Annotated in this window: 19 protein-coding genes; 6 read left to right on the top strand and 13 right to left on the bottom strand. The window is 59.4% G+C overall.

Features of this window, described 5'->3' with window-relative positions; genetic code table 11:
- Window positions 1-169: 169 nt before the first annotated feature.
- Window positions 170-973, bottom strand: coding sequence for a helix-turn-helix transcriptional regulator (locus tag CKW23_RS22085; protein WP_025258360.1), 804 nt, complete (start codon window positions 971-973; stop codon window positions 170-172).
- An 85-nt stretch (window positions 974-1,058) separates the two neighbouring features.
- On the opposite strand from CKW23_RS22085, the gene CKW23_RS22080 reads away from it, so the two are divergent.
- On the top strand, window positions 1,059-2,087 hold the full coding sequence (locus CKW23_RS22080) for a bile acid:sodium symporter family protein (protein ID WP_025258359.1): 1,029 nt from the start codon (window positions 1,059-1,061) through the stop codon (window positions 2,085-2,087).
- Window positions 2,088-2,175: 88 nt separating this feature from the next.
- Here CKW23_RS22080 and trpE read toward each other — a convergent pair whose 3' ends face one another.
- The 9 genes from trpE to CKW23_RS22035 all read right to left on the bottom strand — a co-directional run bounded on the left by trpE (window position 2,176) and on the right by CKW23_RS22035 (window position 12,672).
- Window positions 2,176-3,663, bottom strand: a complete 1,488-nt coding sequence (gene trpE / locus CKW23_RS22075; protein ID WP_095068347.1) for an anthranilate synthase component I — start codon at window positions 3,661-3,663, stop codon at window positions 2,176-2,178.
- A gap of 70 nt (window positions 3,664-3,733) precedes the next feature.
- A complete protein-coding gene (locus CKW23_RS22070; protein WP_095068346.1) occupies window positions 3,734-4,552 on the bottom strand; it encodes a phosphoglycolate phosphatase in 819 nt (272 codons plus the stop codon).
- Window positions 4,549-5,223, bottom strand: coding sequence for a ribulose-phosphate 3-epimerase (gene rpe, locus CKW23_RS22065; protein WP_095068345.1), 675 nt, complete (start codon window positions 5,221-5,223; stop codon window positions 4,549-4,551). The genes CKW23_RS22070 and rpe overlap by 4 nt, the downstream gene beginning before the upstream one ends.
- A gap of 137 nt (window positions 5,224-5,360) precedes the next feature.
- Window positions 5,361-6,185: an ABC transporter permease gene (locus tag CKW23_RS22060; protein WP_095068344.1), complete on the bottom strand. Its 825-nt coding sequence runs from the start codon at window positions 6,183-6,185 to the stop codon at window positions 5,361-5,363.
- A gap of 11 nt (window positions 6,186-6,196) precedes the next feature.
- Window positions 6,197-7,444 carry an ABC transporter permease gene (locus CKW23_RS22055; RefSeq protein WP_095068343.1) on the bottom strand — a complete coding sequence of 416 codons (1,248 nt, stop codon included), beginning with the start codon at window positions 7,442-7,444 and terminating at the stop codon, window positions 6,197-6,199.
- A 79-nt stretch (window positions 7,445-7,523) separates the two neighbouring features.
- Entirely contained in the window at window positions 7,524-8,555 is a 1,032-nt protein-coding gene (locus tag CKW23_RS22050) for a polyamine ABC transporter substrate-binding protein (RefSeq protein WP_095068342.1), read from the bottom strand.
- 81 nt (window positions 8,556-8,636) lie between these two features.
- The gene (locus CKW23_RS22045) at window positions 8,637-9,761 is read right to left on the bottom strand and encodes an ABC transporter ATP-binding protein (protein ID WP_025258352.1); all 1,125 of its coding nucleotides are present in this window, start codon (window positions 9,759-9,761) and stop codon (window positions 8,637-8,639) included.
- Window positions 9,762-10,033: 272 nt separating this feature from the next.
- Entirely contained in the window at window positions 10,034-10,663 is a 630-nt protein-coding gene (locus tag CKW23_RS22040; protein ID WP_025258351.1) for a response regulator transcription factor, read from the bottom strand.
- Window positions 10,660-12,672: a transporter substrate-binding domain-containing protein gene (locus CKW23_RS22035; RefSeq protein ID WP_095068341.1), complete on the bottom strand. Its 2,013-nt coding sequence runs from the start codon at window positions 12,670-12,672 to the stop codon at window positions 10,660-10,662. The genes CKW23_RS22040 and CKW23_RS22035 overlap by 4 nt, the downstream gene beginning before the upstream one ends.
- Before the next feature lie 106 nt (window positions 12,673-12,778).
- Between CKW23_RS22035 and CKW23_RS22030 the strand changes: the two genes are divergently transcribed.
- Window positions 12,779-13,738, top strand: coding sequence for an alpha/beta hydrolase family protein (locus CKW23_RS22030; protein ID WP_177434667.1), 960 nt, complete (start codon window positions 12,779-12,781; stop codon window positions 13,736-13,738).
- Between the two features lie 73 nt (window positions 13,739-13,811).
- Here CKW23_RS22030 and CKW23_RS22025 read toward each other — a convergent pair whose 3' ends face one another.
- From CKW23_RS22025 to CKW23_RS22015, 3 genes are read right to left on the bottom strand one after another with little or no spacing between them, the layout of a single operon-like run.
- Complete coding sequence (locus CKW23_RS22025) at window positions 13,812-14,579, bottom strand: TerB family tellurite resistance protein (protein WP_025258348.1); 768 nt, start codon at window positions 14,577-14,579, stop codon at window positions 13,812-13,814.
- Window positions 14,580-15,254, bottom strand: a complete 675-nt coding sequence (gene murU, locus CKW23_RS22020; RefSeq protein ID WP_025258347.1) for an N-acetylmuramate alpha-1-phosphate uridylyltransferase MurU — start codon at window positions 15,252-15,254, stop codon at window positions 14,580-14,582.
- A 46-nt stretch (window positions 15,255-15,300) separates the two neighbouring features.
- Window positions 15,301-16,314 (bottom strand): aminoglycoside phosphotransferase family protein, encoded by a 1,014-nt coding sequence (locus CKW23_RS22015; protein ID WP_025258346.1) that lies wholly within the window; start codon window positions 16,312-16,314, stop codon window positions 15,301-15,303.
- Between the two features lie 129 nt (window positions 16,315-16,443).
- Here CKW23_RS22015 and CKW23_RS22010 point away from each other — a divergent pair, with 129 nt between their 5' ends.
- From CKW23_RS22010 to rsmA, 4 genes are read left to right on the top strand one after another with little or no spacing between them, the layout of a single operon-like run.
- The gene (locus tag CKW23_RS22010) at window positions 16,444-19,215 is read left to right on the top strand and encodes an LPS-assembly protein LptD (protein WP_095068339.1); all 2,772 of its coding nucleotides are present in this window, start codon (window positions 16,444-16,446) and stop codon (window positions 19,213-19,215) included.
- Complete coding sequence (locus tag CKW23_RS22005) at window positions 19,196-20,518, top strand: peptidylprolyl isomerase (RefSeq protein WP_177434666.1); 1,323 nt, start codon at window positions 19,196-19,198, stop codon at window positions 20,516-20,518. Before CKW23_RS22010 ends, CKW23_RS22005 begins: the two co-directional genes overlap by 20 nt.
- Window positions 20,515-21,504 (top strand): 4-hydroxythreonine-4-phosphate dehydrogenase PdxA, encoded by a 990-nt coding sequence (pdxA, locus tag CKW23_RS22000; RefSeq protein WP_025258343.1) that lies wholly within the window; start codon window positions 20,515-20,517, stop codon window positions 21,502-21,504. The genes CKW23_RS22005 and pdxA overlap by 4 nt, the downstream gene beginning before the upstream one ends.
- Window positions 21,501-22,307, top strand: a complete 807-nt coding sequence (rsmA, locus tag CKW23_RS21995; RefSeq protein WP_025258342.1) for a 16S rRNA (adenine(1518)-N(6)/adenine(1519)-N(6))-dimethyltransferase RsmA — start codon at window positions 21,501-21,503, stop codon at window positions 22,305-22,307. The genes pdxA and rsmA overlap by 4 nt, the downstream gene beginning before the upstream one ends.
- The last annotated feature ends 119 nt before the right edge of the window (window positions 22,308-22,426 follow it).

Genomic DNA, 22,426 nt, shown 5'->3' with positions numbered 1-22,426 from the left:
CCAGCGAGTAGGGGTAATGGCCGTCGGGATTGAATAGTTTTCGTGGAAAACGGCCTCAACTCCTTGATTCAAGCACCTTTCGTGCCGAATGAGCGGTGAAAGATATTACGAATTCAAAAACTCTTGCTGTAGGAAAAAGCAGCAATCAGCCGCACTTTCACGCCGAAATCTACTTGAACAGTTCCCCAGGCGTGTAACCGAACAGCCCCTTGAAAGCCGCAATGAAGGCTGAAGTGGAGTCATAACCACATGCCAGGGCAGCGCTGGTCACGCTGTCACCCTCCTCCAGCGCGCTGAGCGATGACAGTAACCTCGCCCGCTGACGCCAACCTCGAAAGCTCAGGCCGGTTTCCCGCTGAAACAGGCGCATCAGGGTTTTCTCCGACATCCCGAGGCGTGCAGCCCAGTCATGCAGCGTGATCAACCGGGCAGGGTTCTCAATCAGTTCATTGCACAAGCCCAGTAACCTAGGGTGCCGGGGCAACGGCAGGGAAAACCCCACCTCCGGCAGTTGCGACAGCTGATCCAGCAGCACCTGCACCAGACGCGCCTCAGGGCTGTCATCTTCCGGGTAAGCCACGGGCAGCAGGCAGAAAGTCTTTATCAGCTCTCGGGCCAGCGGGGTCACTTCCAGCACCCGGCAACGCTCCGGTGCCCAACCGGAATCCTGGGTTCGCACATACAGGCTGCGCATCTCGGCCTGCATGGACGTCACCACCTGATGCTCCAGCCCCGCAGGAACCCACACACCCCACTGCGGCGGCGCGAAGAAACTGCCTTCTGCAGTGTGTACACCCAGGACGCCACTGATGGCGTAGGAAAACTGCACCCAGTCATGGCGATGAGGCGGCGTCCAGGACCCGGCGCTCAGGCTTTCGGCACGGGCATAAAGCGGGCGCGGCAAATCCTGCAAGACCGGTATGTGCCGCTCGCCCGTAGGAGGATGTGACGTGTTTTGTCCGTTACTCGGCATCTAATGGCCTTATGTCGCAAGACGGCTACAGGACAACAGAGTAGCCTGCGGACATTCACTTTTACAAAGAATGCACGAGCCTCTTATGCAAGCACTCAAACACCTCAAGCGCGTCGTGACCGACTGGTTCCTCTGTGGAATGGTCCTGGCGACGGTTCTGGCCTATTTCTTCCCGCACTTCGGCGCCACAGGCGGCGGCATGCATGCCGAATACGTCATCAATATCGGCGTGTTCGTGGTGTTCTTCCTGCATGGCGTCAATCTGTCCAGCGAGCAGATCAGGAACGGCCTCAAGAACTGGCGCCTGCACACCATGATCCAGGCCTTCACCTTTGTGGTGTTCCCGGCTCTCTGGCTGATCAGCAACACGCTGTTGAGCGCCTATGTCCCTGCCCTGCTGATGCTGGGTTTCTTCTACCTTTGCGCACTGCCCTCCACCATTTCTTCGTCGGTTGCCCTGACCGGCAGCGCAAAAGGCAACGTGCCTGCGGCGATTCTCAACGCCAGCCTGTCCAGCGTACTGGGGATTTTCATCACCCCATGGCTGGTCAGCCTGGTGGTGGGCACAGGTGCGGGCGGGATCGACCTGGGTTCGACCTTGCTGGACCTGTGCGGCATGTTGTTGCTGCCGCTGGTTCTCGGCCAATTGATTCGCCCGCTGGCAGGCAAGTTCTTTGCCCGGCACAAGAAGTACACCAACCTGATCGACAAGATCGTGATTCTGTTACTGGTTTACGCCGCGTTCTGCAATTCGATGATTTCAGGCATGTGGCAAGCCCAGGGCAGCAGCGTGATTCTGACCGCCTTTATCGGCACCGCCGTGCTGTTGGCCGTGATCCTGTTCATGACGACCCGCACCGCACGCGCCCTTAAGTTCGATCATGGCGACCGCGTCGCAGCCGTGTTCTGCGCCACCAAGAAATCCCTGGCCGCCGGAGCGCCCATGGCAGCACTGATCTTCGGCGCCAACCCGGGCCTGGGCCTGATCCTGCTGCCGATCATGATCTACCACCCCATGCAGTTGATCGTCTGCTCGGTCATGGCCGAGAACTACGCCAACCGCCACAACCAGCAACTGTCCGCCGAAGCCCTGGAAGAAGCACGGGCAGCCTGACCCAAACAAAAACGCGGCGTCGGCCAAAGCCGACACCGCGTTTCACATGAAGCTCACTCCTTAAAGCTTGCCGCTTACCGCTTGAAGCTCACGCCTTCTCGCCCGTCGTCTGCTCAGCCAACGCCACAGCCCGGAACATCGCACGTCGCTTGTTGATGGTCTCCTCCCACTCAAGGGCCGGCACCGAGTCGGCAACGATACCGCCGCCCGCCTGCACATGCAGTTCGCCGCCTTTGATGACGGCGGTACGGATGGCAATCGCAGTGTCCATATTGCCGTTCCAGGCCATGTAACCCACCGCACCGCCATAGACGCCACGCTTCACGGGCTCCAGCTCGTCGATGATTTCCATGGCGCGGATCTTCGGCGCACCGGACAAGGTGCCTGCCGGCAGAATGGCGCGCAGGGCGTCCATGGCCGTCAGCCCGCTTTTCAGCTGGCCGGTGACGTTGGAAACGATGTGCATCACGTTGGAGTAACGCTCGATGACCATCTTCTCGGTCAGCTTGACCGAACCGATTTCCGAAACACGGCCCGTGTCGTTACGACCGAGATCGATGAGCATCAGGTGCTCGGCGATTTCCTTGTCGTCGGACAGCAGGTCTTCTTCCAGGGCACGGTCGGCCTCTTCGGTGGCACCACGCGGACGTGTACCGGCAATCGGGCGAACGGTGACCAGATTGTCCTCGACCCGCACCAGTACTTCCGGCGAGCTGCCGACCACATGGAAGTCGCCGAAGTTGAAGAAGTACATGTAGGGCGTCGGGTTGAAGCAGCGCAACGCCCGATACAGGTCGATAGGCGCAGCCTTGAAGTCGATGGACATGCGCTGCGACGGCACGACCTGCATCACATCCCCGGCGAGGATGTATTGCTTGATGGTGTCGACCGCCTTTTCGTAATCGTTCTGGGTGAAGCTGGAACGGAACACAGGCTCTGCAGCAGGCGGTCTGTCCAGTTCCAGGCCACGGCGTGGCGTGATGGGCTGACGGAGCTTTTCCATCAGTTCATCAAGGCGCGCACGTCCGCTTTCATATGCGTCCTGTTGGGCCGGATCGATCAATACGATGGCGTGCATCTTGCCCGCCAGGTTATCGAATACCACGACCGCATCGGAAACCATCAGCAGGATATCCGGCACACCCAGCGGGTCCGGATTCGGGCAGTTGGCCAGACGCTTTTCGACATAACGCACACAGTCATAGCCGAAGTAACCCACCAGACCACCGTTGAAGCGTGGCAGACCGGCAATGGTCGGGACGTTGTAACGCGCCTTGAACTCTTCGACGAAGGCCAGCGGATCTTCGACGTCATGGCTTTCGACTTCCACATCTTCGTGGGTCACGCTCACATGATGACCATGGACGCGCATCACGGTGCTGCATGGCAGGCCGATGATGGAGTAACGCCCCCACTTCTCGCCGCCCTGTACCGACTCCAGCAGGTAGGAATTCGGCTGGTCGGCCAGTTTCAGGTAGATCGACAGTGGGGTGTCGAAGTCAGCCAGGGTTTCGTGGGCAAGCGGGATGCGGTTATAGCCAGCAGCAGCCAAACGCAGGAATTCTTCACGGTTCATGAGCAGCCTCGTGGTTTGAGGGTAAAACGGTCAGGTAGGCAAACGTGCCGCGCAGGCGGCCGGGATCAAGTCAGGCGCGCCAACGCCAACGGGCCAGGGCCTTGATGACTTTCATCCAGAGTTTGCGGGTGACCACCACGATGGAATCTCTAAGGGAGGGACGTTGAATATCGGGCAACAGTATCTCAGCGTCCTGATCCAGGCAACCGGGAATCAGCTTGCGCAGATCATCAATCACCAGCGACGGGGATTCTTCAGCGATGGGCCGGCCATGGTTGTAGCCATAGGTCAGCCCGACACAGGCCACGCCAGCCGCCTTGGCCGCCTGCACATCGGAACGTGAGTCGCCGACGAACAGTGACTGGGAAGCCGGAATGCCGGTCATTTTCATGACGAAGAACAAAGCCGCAGGGTCCGGTTTCTTCTGTGGCATGGTGTCGCCGCCGATGATCCAGCGAAAGAAACGTCCCAGTTTCATTTCATCCAGCAGCGGAGCGACAAAGCGCTCCGGCTTGTTGGTGATGAGGGCCATTTCGACGCCCATCTTCTGCAACCATTTCAGGGTTTCACGAACGCCGGGGTAGACCACGGTGAATTCGTGTTTTTCGGCATAAGCCTGCATGAAGATTTCCAGCGCCTGTGCGGCCAGGGCGTCATCGACACGGCTGTGATCAATATCATTGGCCAGCGCCCGACGCACCAGTACCGGTGCGCCATTGCCGATCCATTGCCGAACCGACTCAAGGCCAGCCGGCGGGCGACCGAGTTCGAGCAGCATCTTGTCGACGGCCACGGCCAGATCAGGCCCGGAATCCACGAGGGTCCCGTCCAGATCGAACATGATCAGCCTGGGCAACTTGCCCGCAAACAAATGCTCGAAGCCGCTCATGCGCGGGCTGCCGCCAGTTCGTTGCGCATTTTCTCGATCACTTCCTTGTAATCGGGAGCATTGAAAATAGCCGAGCCAGCGACAAAGGTGTCAGCACCCGCAGCCGCGATTTCACGAATGTTCGCGACGTTGACGCCACCATCGATTTCCAGACGGATGTCTCGTCCCGAAGCATCGATCAAGGCCCGCGCTTCGCGCAGCTTGTTCAGCGTACCGGGAATGAACTTCTGACCGCCGAAGCCCGGGTTGACGCTCATGAGCAGGATCATGTCGACCTTGTCCATGACGTATTCCAGCAGGTTCAGGGGCGTCGCCGGGTTGAATACCAGACCCGCCTTGCAGCCACCCTCGCGGATCAGTTGCAGAGAACGATCGATATGTTGGGTCGCTTCGGGGTGAAAGGTGATGTAGGTGGCACCGGCCTCGATGAAATCACCGATAATGCGATCCACCGGGCTGACCATCAGGTGCACATCGATGGGCGCAGTGACGCCATATTTGCGCAGCGCGCTGCACACCATCGGACCGATGGTCAGGTTAGGGACATAGTGATTGTCCATGACATCGAAGTGAACGAAGTCGGCACCCGCGGCCAGTACAGAGTCGACGTCCTCACCCAGACGGGCGAAGTCAGCGGAAAGGATCGATGGGGCAATAACGAAGGGCTGCATGGCGCACCTGTTTGAGCAGAATCACGGTGGCGCGCATTGTACTCCAAGAGATCGGGATATGGCTTGAGGGATGAAACATCTGGTTTTTCGCGAATGAATTCGCTCCCACCGTAGGAGCGAATTCATTCGCGAAGAGGCTACTCCACCTGCGTACGCAGCTTTTCGCTGCGTCCACGCAGCCACTCCAGCACCAGCAGCAACGCCACCGAGAAGGCGATCAGCAAGGTCGCGGCGGCGGCGATGGTCGGGCTGAGGTTTTCGCGGATGCCGCTGAACATCTGGCGCGGCAGGGTCGCTTGTTCGGGGCCGGCGAGGAACAGGGTGACCACCACTTCATCGAACGAGGTCGCAAAGGCGAACAGCGCACCGGAGATGACACCGGGTGCGATCAACGGCAGGGTCACCCGACGGAACGCCGTCAGCGGCGAAGCGCCGAGGTTAGCGGCGGCGCGTACCAGGTTGTGGTTGAAGCCCTGCAAGGTGGCCGACACGGTGATGATCACGAACGGCACGCCCAATACCGCATGCACCAGGATTAGCGAGGTGTAGCTGTTGCCCAGCCCCAGCGGTGCGAAGAACAGGTAGCTGGCGACACCGACAATCACCATCGGCACCACCATCGGCGAGATCACCAGCGCCATGACCAGCGGCTTGCCGGGGAAGTCGCCACGGGTCAGGCCGATAGCGGCCAGTGTGCCGAAAATCATTGCCAGCAGCGTGGAAGCCGGTGCAACGATCATGCTGTTCTTCAGCGAGCGCATCCACTCGGCGGAACCGAAGAAGTCCTGATACCACTGCAATGAAAAGCCTTGCAGCGGGTAAACCAGAAAACTGCCCGAGTTGAACGACAACGGGACGATGACCAGCACCGGCAACACCAGAAACAGCAGCACCAGTGCGCAGATGATGCGCAGTGCGTAATACCAGATGCGCTCGATGGGCGACGAATACGAATTCAGCATGATGATTCCCCTCAGCTCAAACGCAGGCGGCTCGCGCCGACCAGCCAGCTATAGATCAGATACAGCACGACGGTTGCCAACAGCAGCAGGCCGCCCAGTGCCGTCGCCATGCCCCAGTTGATGCTGGTGTTGGTGTAGAAGGCCACGAAATAGCTGACCATCTGGTCGTTCGGGCTACCCAGCAATGCCGGGGTGATGTAGTAGCCGATCGACAGGATGAAGACCAACAGGCAGCCAGCCCCGATCCCGGCATAGGTCTGCGGGAAGTACACGCGCCAGAAGCTGGTGAACGGATGGCAGCCCAGGGAAATGGCAGCACGCATGTAAGTTGGCGAGATGTTTTTCATCACGCTGTAGATCGGCAGGATCATGAACGGCAGCATGATATGCACCATCGAGATGTAGACGCCGACCCGGTTGAAGACCAGTTCGATAGGCTTGTCGATGATGCCCATGGCGATCAGCGCACCATTGATCAGACCACTCGATTGCAGCAACACGATCCAGGCTGCTACCCGGACCAGAATCGAGGTCCAGAACGGTAGCAGGACCAGAATCATCAAGAGGTTGCTCTGCCGTGCAGGCAGGCTGGCCAACAGATAGGCAAGTGGATACGCCAGCACCAGACAGATGGTGGTGATTACCAGGCCCATCCAGAATGTGCGGGTGAAGATATCCAGGTAAATGGCCTGGTCCGGGGTCGCAGCGGCCACTTCACCGACATCGTCGATGCGGTGGTCGACAGCGGCCAGCAGGTAATAAGGGGTAAGGCTGCTGGTGTTGCGACGAATCGCCTGCCAATAGGCAGGGTCGCCCCAACGCTCGTCCAGCGCTTCCAGTGCATCTTTATAAGAGGCAGGCTCGGTCTTGAAGGGCAGCGCGCGAGCGGTCTTGCTCAGCAGGCTGCGATAACCGGCCAGTTCCATGTTCAGGCGCTTGGACAACTCGCCCAGGGTCGAATTCTTGCGGGTTTCAGCCAGATCCAGGCTCAATGCCTTGTAGGTCGACTCGGGCGGAAGCCCTTTACCGTCCCACTTCTCGACTTCAATCACGGTGCTCGGCAGTGCGGCAACGACTTCCGGGTTGCTGACGCTCTTGTAAAGCAACGCAGCAATGGGCACCAGAAAGACCAGCAGCAGAAAGATGACCAACGGAGCAATCAGCGCCTGGGCTTTCCAGCGGTTGACCCGCTCGGCACGAGCCAGGCGTTGCTTCAAGTTGGGGCTGGCGCCTTCAGTCAGGGGCACGGCGGTGGCCATAGCGAACTCCGAAATCTTTGAACGAGGGGAGCGTTTCCTGAACCGGAAACGCTCCTGGATCTAACTCAGGTTGACGCGATTACTTGGCTGCCCAAGCGGTGAAGCGCTGTTCCAGCGACTCGCCGTTGTCAGTCCAGAACGTCACGTCCATCTGCACCTGATCCTTGATGTTTTCAGGAGTGGTCGGCATGTTCTGCAGGGTTTCCTTGTCCAGCAGAGCAACCGCCTGGGTGTTGGCCGGGCCGTAGGCAATGTTCTGCGAATAGGTCTTCTGCTGCTCCGGGCTCAGGATGTAAGCGATGAACTTCTTCGCCGCTTCAACGTTTTTCGAGCCCTTTGGAATGGCCCATGCGTCGAAGTCATAAACGCCGCCGGTCCAGACCACTTTCAGGTTGCTTTCCTTCTGCACGGCAGCGATACGACCGTTGTAGGCCGAACTCATGACCACGTCGCCGGAAGCAAGGTACTGAGGAGGCTGAGCGCCTGCTTCCCACCATTGAATGTTTGGCTTGAGCTCATCGAGCTTCTTGAAGGCGCGGTCCTGACCGTCCTTGCTGGCCAGTACCTTGTAGACGTCCTTCGGCGCAACGCCATCAGCCATCAGAGCGAATTCCAGGGTGTACTTGGCGCCTTTGCGCAGGCCACGCTTGCCCGGGAATTTCTTGGTGTCCCAGAAGTCGACCCAACTGGTCGGAGCAGTGCTGACCTTGTCGGCGTTGTAAGCCAACACGGTGGACCATACGAAGAAGCCTGCACCGCAGGTGGTCAGCGCGCCCGGTACGAAGTTTTCGGCCTTGCCGAACAGCGCAGGGTCCAGCTCTTCAAACATGTCTTCGTCACAACCGCGGGACAGCTCAGGCGATTCGACTTCTACCAGATCCCAGGAAACGCTCTTGGTGTCGACCATGGTCTTGATCTTGGCCATTTCACCGTTGTACTCGCCAGCGATGATCTTGCCGTTGCCTGCTTTCTCCCAAGGGGCATAGAAAGCCTTTTCCTGAGCAGCCTTGTTGGCGCCGCCGAAAGAGATAACGGTCAGATCAGCGGCCATGGCTTGGGACGCGCACATCATGCCCAACGTGATAGCGGTGAACTTCAATGATTTCAGCATTTATTCTTTTCTCCACGAGCAGTGTTGGTAAGCGATTGGGACGGGCGATCGTTCGCCTCTGTTGTTGCTTTTATCGATAGATCAATGCACTTGCTGCAAGGGATCGAGCGCGCGAGCGTGCTCGACTTGCCATCCAAGGGGCACGACATCGCCAACGCTCAAGGCCGCATCCAGTTCGGCGATAGGCTGCTTGACGAAAAAGTCGGTCTTGCCTGCCACCTCCAGACGCACACGAACGTGGTCGCCCAGATAGATGAACTCGGCAACACGGCCCGAGAAACGGTTTACACAACTTTCGCTACGGCCATTGAGGCTGATGCGTTCCGGACGGATCGAGAGGGTGACCGGCTCGCCGGCCTGGCCGACATTGATTGCCAGTGCCTCGACCTTCTCTCCCCGTTCCAGCTCGACGACGCAGCGGTCACCGGTCTGGCTGACCAAGCGCCCGTTGAGACGGTTGTTCTCGCCAATGAAGTTGGCGACGAAGGTGTTCTTGGGTTCTTCATAAAGGGTACGCGGCGGGGCGATCTGCTGGATCTCGCCCTGATGGAACACGGCAACGCGATCGGACATGGTCAGGGCTTCGCCCTGGTCGTGGGTCACGTAGACCACGGTCACGCCCAGACGCTGGTGCAGATGTTTGATCTCCATCTGCATGTGTTCGCGCAGTTGCTTGTCGAGTGCGCCGAGGGGTTCGTCCATCAGCACCAGTTGCGGCTCGAAAACCAGCGCGCGGGCCAGGGCCACACGCTGCTGCTGACCACCGGACAACTGCGCCGGGTAGCGATGCGCGAAGGCATCCAGTTGAACCATGCCCAGTGCGCGCTTGACCTTGTCGCCGATCTCGCTCTTGCTCATGCCGCGCACCGACAGCGGGAACGCCAGGTTCTCGGCGACCGTCATGTGCGGGAACAGTGCGTAGTTCTGGAACACCATGCCAATGTCGCGCTTGTGGGGCGGCACGTTGTTAATGGCGCGGCCACCCAGCAGGATTTCGCCCGCGGTCGGCGTCTCGAAACCGGCCAGCATCATCAGACTGGTGGTCTTGCCGGAGCCCGATGGCCCGAGCAGGGTGAGGAATTCGCCTTTGCGAATATCCAGGTTCAGGTCTTTGACGATGAGTGCTTCGCCGTCGTAGCTCTTCTGCACACCACGAAAGCTGACCAGAACATCATTTGCCCCAGCGCTTGAATCGACGTCGCTCATTACCCACACCTTTGTTTTGTCTGCGTGTTTCAAGACTAGAACAGCCCGGATGACGCGCAAATCGGGAGCAAGGAGAGATTAGCCTAGGCAGGCTGGAAGCTCCGCTGTAGGGATTGCCCTACAAGGATGACGGTATTGGATAAGTGAACATTCGGCACTTTTTGAAGACTTGCAGCCTTGGGACCGAATTCATTCGGGAAAGCGCCCTACCTGACACTACAGTGCAGCCTTCTTTCGCGAATGAGTTCGCCCCCACGGTGTCGCTTTCAGGATCAGAGCAGCTTGTGTTCCATAGCATATTTCACAAGGTCCGCCAGGGAGTGCAGGTTCATCTTCTGCATCAGGCGCGCCTTGTGGGTGCTGATCGTCTTGCTGCTCAAGGCCAGTTGCTGAGCAATGTCATTGACGTTGGCGCCCTGAGCCAGACGCTCGAACACCGAAAACTCTCGCTCCGACAACAGCGAATGCAGCGGGCGACTGTCGGTCAGGCCGACCTCGAATACCATGCGGTCCGCCAGGTCCGGATCGATATAACGCCCTCCGGCCGCCACCCGACGAATGGCCGTCAGCAACAAGGCCGGATCGCTGTCCTTGGTCGCATATCCCGCCGCGCCGACTTTCAATGCACGGGCAGCCATCTGCGCTTCGTCATGCATCGACAGCACCAGAATCACCGGCGGGTTATTCAACGCCCGGATCCTGGGAATCGCCTCAAGCCCGTTGACGCCCGGCATGGAGATATCCAGCAGCACCACTTCGCAGGGCACATGCCGCAGGGTTTCCAGCAACTGCTCGCCATTACTGGCCTCGCCCACGACGAGCAGATCCTTCGCCAGGCCGATAAGCTGCTTGATGCCCTCACGCACGATGGTGTGGTCTTCAGCGACCAATACACGAATCAATGTTCTCGCTCCTGCCCAACGGGGTCCAACGGGATATAAGCACGCAAGGTTGTGCCTTCACCGACCTCGCTGTCCAGCTCCAGTCTGCCACCCAGCATCAGGACACGCTCGCGCATCCCCACCAGACCGAACGAGACAGGCCGGTCAGACTGCATCACAAAGCCCTGGCCATCATCAGCAATGGTCATGCACATCACCTCGTCGTCCAGCGTCAGGCTGACTTCCACGGTATGCGCCTGGGCGTGGCGCATGACATTGGTCAGCGCCTCCTGAAGAATGCGAAACATGCCGGTGGCCCTGGCATCGCTGAGCGGCGGCAGGTTGTCCGGCACCTGCACCAGACACGGAATCTGTGTGCGAGCCTCGAAGCGTCGGGCCTGCCATTCGATAGCCGAAGCAATGCCGGCATCGAGGATCGGTGGGCGCAACGCCGTGGCGACATCGCGTACCAACTGAAAGAGTTGAGCGATGAGACGCTTCATGCTGTTCAGCCGCTCGCTCAGACCCGGGTCAAGGTCGGCATAGGCCAGTTCGCACATGGAGGTTTCCAGCTTCAGCACCGTCAGCATCTGGCCCAGTTCGTCGTGCACTTCACGAGCAATGCGGGCCTTTTCCTCTTCACGCACGCTTTCCAGATGTGCCGACAATTCGCGCAACTGGTCGTGGGCGCGACGTCGCTCACTGACGTCACTGAGGAACACCACCAGATATTCTGCCTCGCGAAAGCGTAGAAAACTCAGGGACACGCCCGCAGGCAACACACTGCCATCGGCGCGAATGCAATTAGTCTCGAACACTTGCGGACTGTCTTCCATGGAGCGGGCGTTCTTCCACAGGCTCAGCCAGCGATCCATGTGCAGGCCGGGCTCGAAATCGATCAGCGGCCGGTCCACCACTGCGCCCGACGCATAACCGAGCATGGATTCTGCCGCATGATTGGCATAGCGCACCCGGCTGTCCCAGTTGACCCAGAGAATACCCACCGTGCTCTGATCGATGGAGAACTGCGCGAGGTGAAGCCCTTCCTCACCTTCCACACGTCGGGCAATGTCTTCCCGCGCCTCGACCAGCTCCTGCTCCAGTGCCTGCTGCTGACGGCGCTGCCAGACCACAATCGCGAAGCAGGCCAGCAACATCACCAGCAACAAGAGGCAGAGGTTCTGCCACAGTCCGGGCGACTCGCTGAAACGCGACGACTTGAGCGGCATCCAGCGTGTATGCAGTTGATCCAGCTCTTTCGCTGGAATCGCATGCAAGGCTTCACTGACGATGGCGGCCAGTTGCGGCGTGTCCCGGCGTGTCGCCACCCGCAGCAGTTGCGGCAACCCGATATCGCCCACCACAGCCAGCCCGGCAAACTCCGGCTCGCGGAACAGGCGACTGAGTTGCGCCTCGTCCACCACGGCATAGCGCGCCTGCTGACTCAACAACAATTGCAGGGCCTGGCGCTCCAGAGGCACACCTTGCAGATTCAGATGGGGGTAATTGCTGCGCAGGTAATCGGCGGTCGGACTCGGCATGCGCACGACCACTCGCGAACGCTCATCGACTTTTTCCAGATCCACTGCCGAGCTGCCATCGCGCTCCCCGATCACCAGTTGCGAAACCCGCAGGTAAGGATCGGAAAACATCCAGGTGCGCAGCCCGGAAGGGGTTTGCATCAGGCCGGGAGCAAGGTCTACCTGCCCCGCCGCCGCAGCCTTTTCCAGTGCGGCCTGATCGGGAAAGTTGCGCCACAGCAACTCAACTCGCAGAGCCGCCGCCAGCGCATTCATCAAGTCGACGTTGGCACCGGAAAGCTGCTGCAGACGCTGATCAAACTGTGCATAAGGCGCGTGCATCACCAGACCGACCCGCAACGGACCATGCTGGTCCAGCCAGGTGCGCTGCTCCTGGCTGAGCAATGCCTGCGCAACAGGCTCTGATTCATCAGCCCATGCATCCGGCACCCGAGCCATCAAGAGCAGGGCCAGGCAGCCGATAAAACCAATGCGCAGAAGAGCACTCATGTCGTTCTCTTGTGTTTTCGTTTGGCGGCCATGCACCGTCCCGGGACCTGACAAATACCGATCAACGCATTAGGCTGCCAGAATAGTTTCTGGCCTGGAATATTCGATGTCCCATACCTTTCGCACAACGCTTCCTGCATTGCTCCTGTCGCTGATATTACCTTGTGCGCTGCCGGTGGTGGCTGCCGATCCTGCACCGGCCAAGGATGCCGCCTCCGCCGAAGCCCCTGTGGAACGCGCCCCGCTGCTGACCCGGGCTCAGGAAGATGCAATCGCCCTCGAGCGTCAACTGCCGCCTCAGGACCTGCAGCAACTGCAAGCCGGTGACGAAAGCTTCCTGGCACTCTGGAAACCCGCCAACAGTGCCGACCCGAAAGGCGCGGTCATTCTTCTGCCCGGTGCGGGCGAGTCGGCGGACTGGCCGGATGTCGTCGGCCCGTTGCGTCGCAAGTTTCCGGACACCGGCTGGGCCACACTGAGCATCACCCTGCCGGATGTGCAGGACGAAGCCCTGATGCCACGCGAACCGGATGCGCCTGCCGCTGAAGAAAAGCCCAAGGACGCGTCAAAGGATGATACCGCCAAGGCAGCCGACACCACGGCGCAGGCAGGTGACGAGGTTGCAAAAGCCGCAGAGGCCGAGGAACGCGCCAAGGCTGAAGCCGAACACATCTTTGCCCGCATCGAAAGCGCGATCAATTTTGCCCAGCAGAACAAGGCACGCAGCATTGTGCTGATCGGCCATAGCAGCGGTGCCTATTGGGCAGCACGCTTCCTGAACGAGCGGCAATCTCCGCTGGTGCAGAAGTTCGCGATGGTGGCGGCCCGTGAGCCGGTCAATACCAAGCCTTCGCTGCTGGAGCTGGTACCGACGCTGAAAATGAAAACCGCAGATTTCATCTACAAGAACCAGTCACCACAGGCGGCCAGTTCTCGCCTGCAAGTCAGCAAACGCGCCAAGGGGGCGGGCTTTACTCAGGTTGCACTGATCAACATTGTGGGGAATGAAGAGGCCGAGCAGGAACAGATCTTTCGCCGTATCCGGGGTTGGGTAGAAGCGGAATAACGGCTTTCGCAAATGAATTCGCTCCTACGCGATCACCGTGGGGGCGAATTCATTCGCGAACAACCACTCACACTCAACGAAACCCGCGACGCGCCTTGATCACTCTATAGGCACTGTGCAATTCGCTGGTCTTTTCGGTGGCAACACGCACTTGCAATGTGTTGGCACCGCCTCCCGCGATCTTGTCCGGATGATGTCGACTGAGCAGACGACGATAGGCGCGCTTGATGCTCGCCGGGTCGGTATCGGCCTGCACTCCCAGCAGTGACAGCGCCCCGCTGTATTCGTCCGAACTGCTGACGGACGGCCTTTTCATCGGGTCGTGCTCGGCAGCCAGCGCCTCGATTTTCAGCTCTGACCAGCCCAGCCACATTCCCCAGGCTCCGATCAGCTCACGCTCGATACGGGTGACCTTGCCGTCGGCCCAGGCCATGCGCCAGCAAGCCCGCAACAGGCCTTCAGCCATGCCTGGCTGGCCACGCAGACGACGCAAATAACCGCGCAATCCGTCAGCGCCGTCCTTACCGCGATTGAAAGCGGCAATGGCAAGACGCTGTGCAGCCTCATCCATGTTCAAGCGACGCATTTCCGCCTGAGCCTGATGGATATGGCTGGCCATGACACGGCCGCCACTTTTGGCCAGACGCCCCAGCAGCACGAACAGCAGATCTTCGTCACGTACCGCCGAACGGCCACCCAGGCGCTCACGCAGATGCGCCCAGGTGTGCAGTTGCAGCCGACGATCCAGAGCCTGTCCCAGCAACGCACCTAACATCGCGCCCGGAATATCGGCAATGGCATATCCGGCTCCGGCGCCGAGCAGCGTGCCAGGCCACAGCATCTAGCGGGTCCCCGACAGCAATCGCTCGACTTCGCCAAGACGCTCATGAGTACCGACGTCAATCCAGATCCCTCGGAAATGCTCACCTGTCACCTGCCCCTGAGCCATCGCCTGACGCAACAACGGAGCCAGCTTGAAGGCACCGGCTTCGCAGCCAGCGAACAGGCGCGGATGCAGGATAGCAATACCGCTGTAGGTCAGGCGCGGTACGTCTTCTGCAGAAGACTCCTGCAGCAGGCCGTCGACAAGAGCGAAATCGCCAGTCGGATGGTGCGCGGGGTTATCAATCATCACCAGATGGGCAAGCCCGGTCAGGGGCGTGCGCAGCCCGGCAAAGGTGTAATCGGTCCAGATATCGCCGTTGACCACAACAAAGGGCTCATCCCCCAGCAGTGGCAGTGCGCGAAAGATACCGCCACCGGTTTCCAGTGGCTCGCCTTCGGGGGAGTAGCGAATGTTCACGCCCCAACGCTGGCCATCCCCAAGATAGTCTTCGATCTGTTGCCCCAGCCAGGCATGGTTGATGACCAGGTCGTGAAACCCGGCCTCCTTCAATGCCTTGAGATGGTATTCGATCAAGGGAACACCACCGGCACGCACCAGAGGTTTTGGTGTGTGCAAGGTCAACGGTCGCATCCGCTCGCCTTTACCGGCGGCGAGAATCATCGCTTTCATGCAAGCCTCTTCAACACAATCGATCCTTCTTCAAAAAAATCACACCTCACGCCGATGGCCGCAGGCTGGTGAGCAGTTGTCCCAGTTCTGCCAGCTCCGGACGTCGCGACACAACGGCCTCTATATATGAGAAGAAGCGCGGAACATCACCCAGATAGCGCGGTTTGCCATCACGATGGCAGATGCGGGCAAAAATCCCGATGACCTTCAAGTGACGCTGCACCCCCATCAGATCACTGGCCCGCGAAAACGTGGCGAAGTCTTCATGAACCTCAATACCCAGGGCTCGCGCCTTGTTCCAGTAAGTGTTCAGCCAACCGGCAACGCGCTCTTCAGGCCAGCTCAGGAACGCATCCTTGAACAGGCAGGTAATGTCATAAGTGACCGGCCCGTATACCGCATCCTGGAAATCCAGCACGCCCGGATTCGGTTCACTGATCATCAGGTTACGCGGCATATAGTCACGATGAACCAGCACTTTGGGCTGTGCCAGAGCACTTTCGATCAACAGGTCGCTGACATGTTGCCAACTGGCCAGTTGCGCGGAGTCCATTTCGATCCCCAGGTGACGCTTTACATACCACTCGGGGAAAAGCTCCAGTTCACGACGCAACAAGGCCACGTCATAGCTGGGCAACGGTGCATCCATCGGCAGTTGCTGATAAGTCAGCAGCGCTTCGATGGCATCGGCAAACAATGCATCGGCGTTGTCCGCATCGATGACGTCCAGATACGTCTGACGCCCCAGATCGCTGAGCAGCAAAAAGCCCTGCGTCAGGTCTTCGGCATGAATTTTCGGAACATTAATGCCCGAGCTGGCCAATAAATGAGCAATGTCCACGAAAGGTTTGCAGTTTTCCTGCGGTGGAGGCGCATCCATGACAATAAAAGTTTTATCGCCGCCTTCCCAGCGGAAATAGCGACGGAAACTTGCGTCGCTACTGGCCGCAGTCAACGTGGCCGGGGGTACGGCGCCCCATTTCTGTCTGGCAAAGAGCGCTGGCAACTGCTCATCGAGCCAAACTTTCAGGGATTGAAGGCGTATATCTTGGTCTGACATTACAAGGGTCTCCGACGGCGCTAGCCGTCAAGCGGGTCATGCTTTATTATCCGGGATCTTTTTCAGCCCATCGAGAGGCGTGCGGCCCCCCCGCGGGCAGATGGCGCGCAGGAAGCCCGGACTAATAAGATGGCATTGAAATCCCCCGCGTTTCGTAAAAAATTTCCGTTGCTCGTAACCGGCAGTCTGCTGGCGATGCAACCCCTGGCCACTCAGTTCGTGGTTGCCGCGGAACAGTATGACTGCTCAGTCTCTGCTTCGGGTGCCTGGAACTGTGCGCCGAAATCGAATACGGCTGCTGTAGCGCTGCCTCCACGTCCCGTGCACAGCGCGACCGAGGTCAGCTCCAACGGCACAGTGATTTCGCAAGGCACCACGGCCGGCACGACTGTCGACACGACCAAACTGGTCAGCGAAGCCAAGGGTAAAGGTCTGGCGTCGCGTAGTGCTGACTACAGCCACCTTGACTGGGTTCCCCGTGAAAAGCTCACGGCTGCGCAATTGGCCGAAACCGGTCCTTATTGCTCGGGAGCCTATGTCGAGCCGATGCGTCCAGGCATGGATGACAAGACCCCCAAGAGCGACGCTCCCCTGTTCGTCGGTGCCAAGGCATCGCGCTACGAGCAGGAGAAGCAGATTGCGACTCTGGCTGGCGATGTCGTCCTGCGTCAGGGCAGCATGCAGGCCCAGGCTCAGGAAGCCGCTCTGTACCAGGCCGAGAACCGTGGCGAACTCAACGGCGATGTCCGCTTGCGCGACAACGGTGCCCTGATCGTCGGCGACCGTGCCGAACTGCAACTCGACACCGGCGAAGCCCAGGTCGACAACGCGGAATACGTCCTGCACAAGTCGAACATTCGCGGTAACGCGCGCTACGCAAAGCGTGCAGAGAACGCGATCATCCGCCTCAAGGACGGTACCTATACCTCCTGCGAACCGGGCAGCAACGCCTGGACGCTCAAGGGCAACAACATCACGCTGAACCCGGCCACCGGTTTCGGCACCGCGACCAACGTCACGCTGCGGGTCAAGGACATACCGGTACTCTACACGCCGTATATCTACTTCCCGATCGACGACCGTCGCCAGTCCGGCTTCCTGCCGCCGACCATTGCTGCAGGTGGCGACAACGGCTTCACCCTGGTCACGCCTTACTACTTCAACCTGGCGCCCAACTACGACGCCACGTTGTATCCACGCTACATGGCCGACCGCGGCATGTTGATGGAAGGTGAGTTCCGCTATCTCACCAAGAGCAGCGAAGGCCAGTTCGGCGGCGCTTACCTCAACGACGAAGATGACGAGCGCAGACTGCAGTCCGAGTACGAGAAAAAACGCTGGATGCTCAACTGGCAGCATACCGGTGGTCTTGACTCCCGCTGGCTGACCAAGGTCGATTACACCGACATCAGCGACCCGTACTACTTCCAGGATCTGGATACCGACCAGATCGGCGTGAACACACCTGAGTTCCTCAACCAGCAAGGGTCCTTGACCTATCGCGGTGACAGCTACAGGGCAATGCTCAACGTCCATGCCTACAAACTGGCATCGATCGCCAACATCACACCGTATGACCGTGTGCCACAACTCACGCTCAACGGCACGCTGCCATACAACCCTGCCGGCCTGCGTTTCGATTATGAAACCGAAGCCGTGCGTTTCGAGCGCGACCTGCAGAGCGGCACCTACTTCGACAAGGACGGCAACCCGGAAGCTCGCCTGGACACCAACGTAGGCGGTCTGGCTCGCGCCAACGGTGATCGTCTGAACCTGGCTCCGTCGGTCAGCCTGCCGATGAACTGGACCTATGGTTTCCTGACGCCCAAGCTGAAGTATGTCTACACCCAGTACGACCTGGATCTGGACAGCCGCGGCAGAGCCGCCGTAACCGACTTCGAAAGCAAACAGACCCGCAGTCTGCCTATCGTGAGTGTCGACAGCGGCCTGTATTTCGACCGCAATACCCAGTGGTTCGGCAAGGACTATCGCCAGACGCTGGAACCGCGCATGTTCTATCTCTACGTGCCGGAAGAGAACCAGGAAGACATTCCGGTTTTCGACACGAGTGAAAGCACGTTCAACTACTCGTCCCTGTTCCGCGACAACCGCTTTACCGGTTACGACCGTATCGGTGACGAGAACAAGCTTTCCTTCGGTGTCACCAACCGCTGGATCGAAGAGAACGGTTTCGAGCGTCAGCGCTTCAGCATCGGTCAGGCGGTGTACTTCAGCGATCGCAAGGTTCAACTGCCAGGTATCACCTTCGCCGACCGCGACGATGCCAAGGCCAATGTTTCGCCTTATGCGCTGGAGCACGAATATCGCTTCAACCGCGACTTCCGTATCAACTCCGACTTCAACTGGGATCCGGACAGCCGCAGCACGCGTTCGGGCAGCACCATGCTGCATTACCAGCCTGAAGATAACCCGGGCAAGATCATCAACGCCGGTTATCGCTATCGCAACGACCAGGTCCGCTACGACGAGAACACCGGTCGCTGGACAGTGGGCGGTGGTAACTATGGCACTCCAGGTCAACCGGGCTACGTGAAGGACTACTACAAGATCCAGCAACACGATTTCTCGGTCATCTGGCCAATCGTGCCGCAATGGAGCCTTATCAGCCGCTGGCAGTATGACTACAACCGCGACCGTACCCTTGAAGCCTTTGGTGGTTTCGAGTACGACAACTGCTGTTGGAAACTGCGTCTGATCAATCGCTACTGGGTCGACTACGACGAATACAGCCAGGCTGCTCCTCAGAACGAGAAAGGCGACCGCGGCGTATTCCTACAAATTGTGTTGAAGGGACTGGGCGGCGTTACCGGCGCCAAAGTAGAGAGCTTCCTCGACAAAGGCATTCAAGGTTATCGTGAACGTGAAGACCAAGCTTTCTGATTGTCTGCGCCCGCTGATGCTGGGCGCATTACTCCTGAGCGGCGCTGTTCATGCAGCGGTTCAACCTCTGGACAGCGTAGTGGCCATCGTCGACAACGACGTGATCATGAAAAGCCAGATGGACCAGCGTGTTCGCGAAGTCCAGCAGACCATTGCCAAGCGCGGAGCCGGCACTCCGCCGGCCGAAGCGCTGCAGTCGCAGGTACTCGATCGTCTGATCCTGGAAAACCTTCAGTTGCAGATCGGCGAACGCTCCGGCATTCGCATTACCGATGAAGAGCTGAACCAGGCCATCGAGACCATCGCCCAGCGCAACAACATGAGTGTCCAGCAGTTCCGTGCTGCCCTGGCTCATGACGGCCTGTCCTACAACGATGCCCGCGAGCAGGTTCGTCGCGAGATGGTCATCAGCCGCGTGCGCCAGCGTCGTGTGGCCGAACGCATCCAGGTTTCCGAGCAGGAAGTGAAGAACTTCCTGGCTTCCGACCTGGGCAAGGCTCAGTTGTCCGAGGAGTTCCATCTGGCCAATATCCTGATCGCGACACCGGACAGCGCTTCGTCGGATGCGATCCAGGCGGCTGCCCGTCAGGCTCAGGATATCTACGGTCAACTGCAGAAAGGCGCCGACTTCGCTCAACTGGCCGTTGCACGGTCTGCAAGCGAAAGCGCACTGGAAGGTGGCGACATGGGCTGGCGCAAGGCTGCTCAGTTGCCACCACCTTTCGGGGACATGCTCAGCTCCATGCGTCCGGGTGAAGTAACCCCTCCTGCACGCACACCGGGCGGCTTCATCATCCTCAAGCTGCTGGAAAAACGCGGCGGCGAAGGCCAGACCCAGATGCGCGACGAAGTGCATGTGCGTCACATCCTGATCAAGCCAAGCGAAATCCGCAGCGAAGAAGAGACACGTCGTCTGGCGACCAAGCTTTATGACCGTATCGAAGCTGGCGAGAACTTCAGCGAACTGGCCAAGAGCTTCTCGGAAGATCCGGGCTCGGCGCTCAACGGCGGCGACCTGAACTGGGTTGACCCCAACTCGCTGGTTCCGGAATTCCGTGCAGCCATGAACGATACGCCGCAAGGCACATTGTCCAAGCCGTTCAAGACAGCCTACGGCTGGCACATTCTGGAAGTTCTTGGCCGTCGCGCCACTGACGCCACCAGCCAGGCCCGTGACCAGCAAGCCCTGCTCGTACTGCGTAACCGCAAGTACGACGAAGAGCTGCAAACCTGGCTGCGCCAGATCCGTGACGAAGCCTACGTCGAGATCAAGCTTCCCGGCGCGGCCCAGGCTACACAGTGAAACCAAAGCGTTTCGCACTGACACCCGGCGAGCCGGCCGGCATTGGTCCTGACCTTTGCCTGCTGCTCGCCACGCAGCCTCAGTCACATCCCCTGATTGCCATTACCAACCGTGACCTGCTCCTGGAGCGGGCCACGCAGTTGGGCGTGACCGTCAACCTGATTGCCGTCACTCCCGATGCCTTTCCCGAGCAACCGGCACCTGCTGGCAGCCTGTATGTCTGGGATACCCCGCTGCAAGCCAGGGTGGTAACCGGCACGCTGGACACGGCCAATGCGGCTTTCGTGCTGCAGACCCTGACCCGCGCCGCCCAAGGCTGTGTCGACGGGCTGTTCGCCGGGATGATCACCGCCCCTGTCCACAAGGGTGTGATCAACGAAGGCGGCATCGCCTTTTCCGGGCATACCGAGTTTCTTGCCGAGCTGACTCACACCGAACAGGTGGTGATGATGCTGGCTACGGGTGATCTGCGCGTGGCACTGGTGACCACTCACCTTCCGTTGCGCGACATTGCCGATGCCATCACACCGGAACGCCTTGAGCGCGTCACGCGCATCCTGCATGCCGATCTGGTCAACAAGTTCGGCATCGCACGACCACGCATTCTGGTCTGCGGCCTCAACCCCCATGCGGGAGAAGGCGGACACCTGGGTCGCGAAGAAATCGACATCATCGAACCAACCCTGGAGCGTCTGCGCAGCGAGGGCATCGACCTGCGAGGCCCGCTGCCTGCGGACACTCTGTTTACCCCCAAATATCTGGAGCATTGCGACGCAGTGCTGGCGATGTATCACGACCAGGGCCTGCCCGTGCTGAAATACAAAGGTTTCGGCGCGGCAGTCAATATCACGCTCGGCCTGCCGATCATCCGCACCTCCGTCGATCATGGCACTGCGCTGGATCTGGCTGGCAGCGGAAACATCGACACCGGCAGCCTGAAAGTAGCCCTGCAAACCGCCTACCAGATGGCCGAGACGCATTCATGACCGAGCAATACCAACACCGGGCGCGCAAGCGCTTCGGGCAGAACTTCCTGCATGACGCAGGCGTTATCGACAAGATCCTGCGCGCCATCCGCGCCAAGCCTGAAGACCGCCTGCTGGAAATCGGCCCGGGCCAGGGCGCCCTGACCGAAGGCCTGCTCAACAGCGGCGCACATCTGGATGTGGTCGAGCTGGACAAGGACCTGATCCCGATCCTCAACAGCCAGTTCGCAGGCAAGCCGAACTTCAACCTGCATCAGGGCGATGCCCTGAAGTTCGACTTCAACAGCCTGGGCGCTGCGCCCAACAGCCTGCGTGTCGTGGGCAACCTGCCCTACAACATCTCCACGCCGCTGATCTTTCATCTGCTGCAAAACGCAGGACTGATCCGCGACATGCACTTCATGCTGCAGAAGGAAGTGGTCGAGCGCCTCGCGGCCGGACCGGGTGGCGGTGACTGGGGCCGTCTGTCGATCATGGTTCAGTACCATTGCCGCGTGGAACACCTGTTTAACGTAGGTCCGGGAGCGTTCAATCCGCCCCCGAAAGTGGACTCGGCCATCGTCCGCCTGGTGCCCCATGAAACACTGCCTCATCCGGCCAGGGACCATCGCCTGCTGGAGCGCGTGGTACGCGAAGCCTTCAACCAGCGCCGCAAGACCCTGCGCAATACCCTCAAACTGTTACTGAGCGCAGATGACATTGCGGCTGCCGGTGTCGATGGCAGCCTGCGTCCCGAGCAACTGGATCTTGCTGCATTTGTCCGCCTGGCGGACAAACTCAGCGAAAAGGCAGGGGTGGAATAATCTGAAGGGGCAAGTAAATGGCTATGTGCCGTTAGTCATTTTCCGTTTACTTGTCCTAGACTGACCTGTCTATCGAATGCTCCAGTTTTTTCCGCTGCTATAGCTTTCAAGGTCTACCG

The organism is Pseudomonas sp. Irchel 3A18 (genome assembly GCF_900187465.1).
Classification (GTDB): Bacteria; Pseudomonadota; Gammaproteobacteria; order Pseudomonadales; family Pseudomonadaceae; genus Aquipseudomonas; species Aquipseudomonas cichorii.
This window is presented reverse-complemented; position numbering and strand designations above follow the sequence as displayed.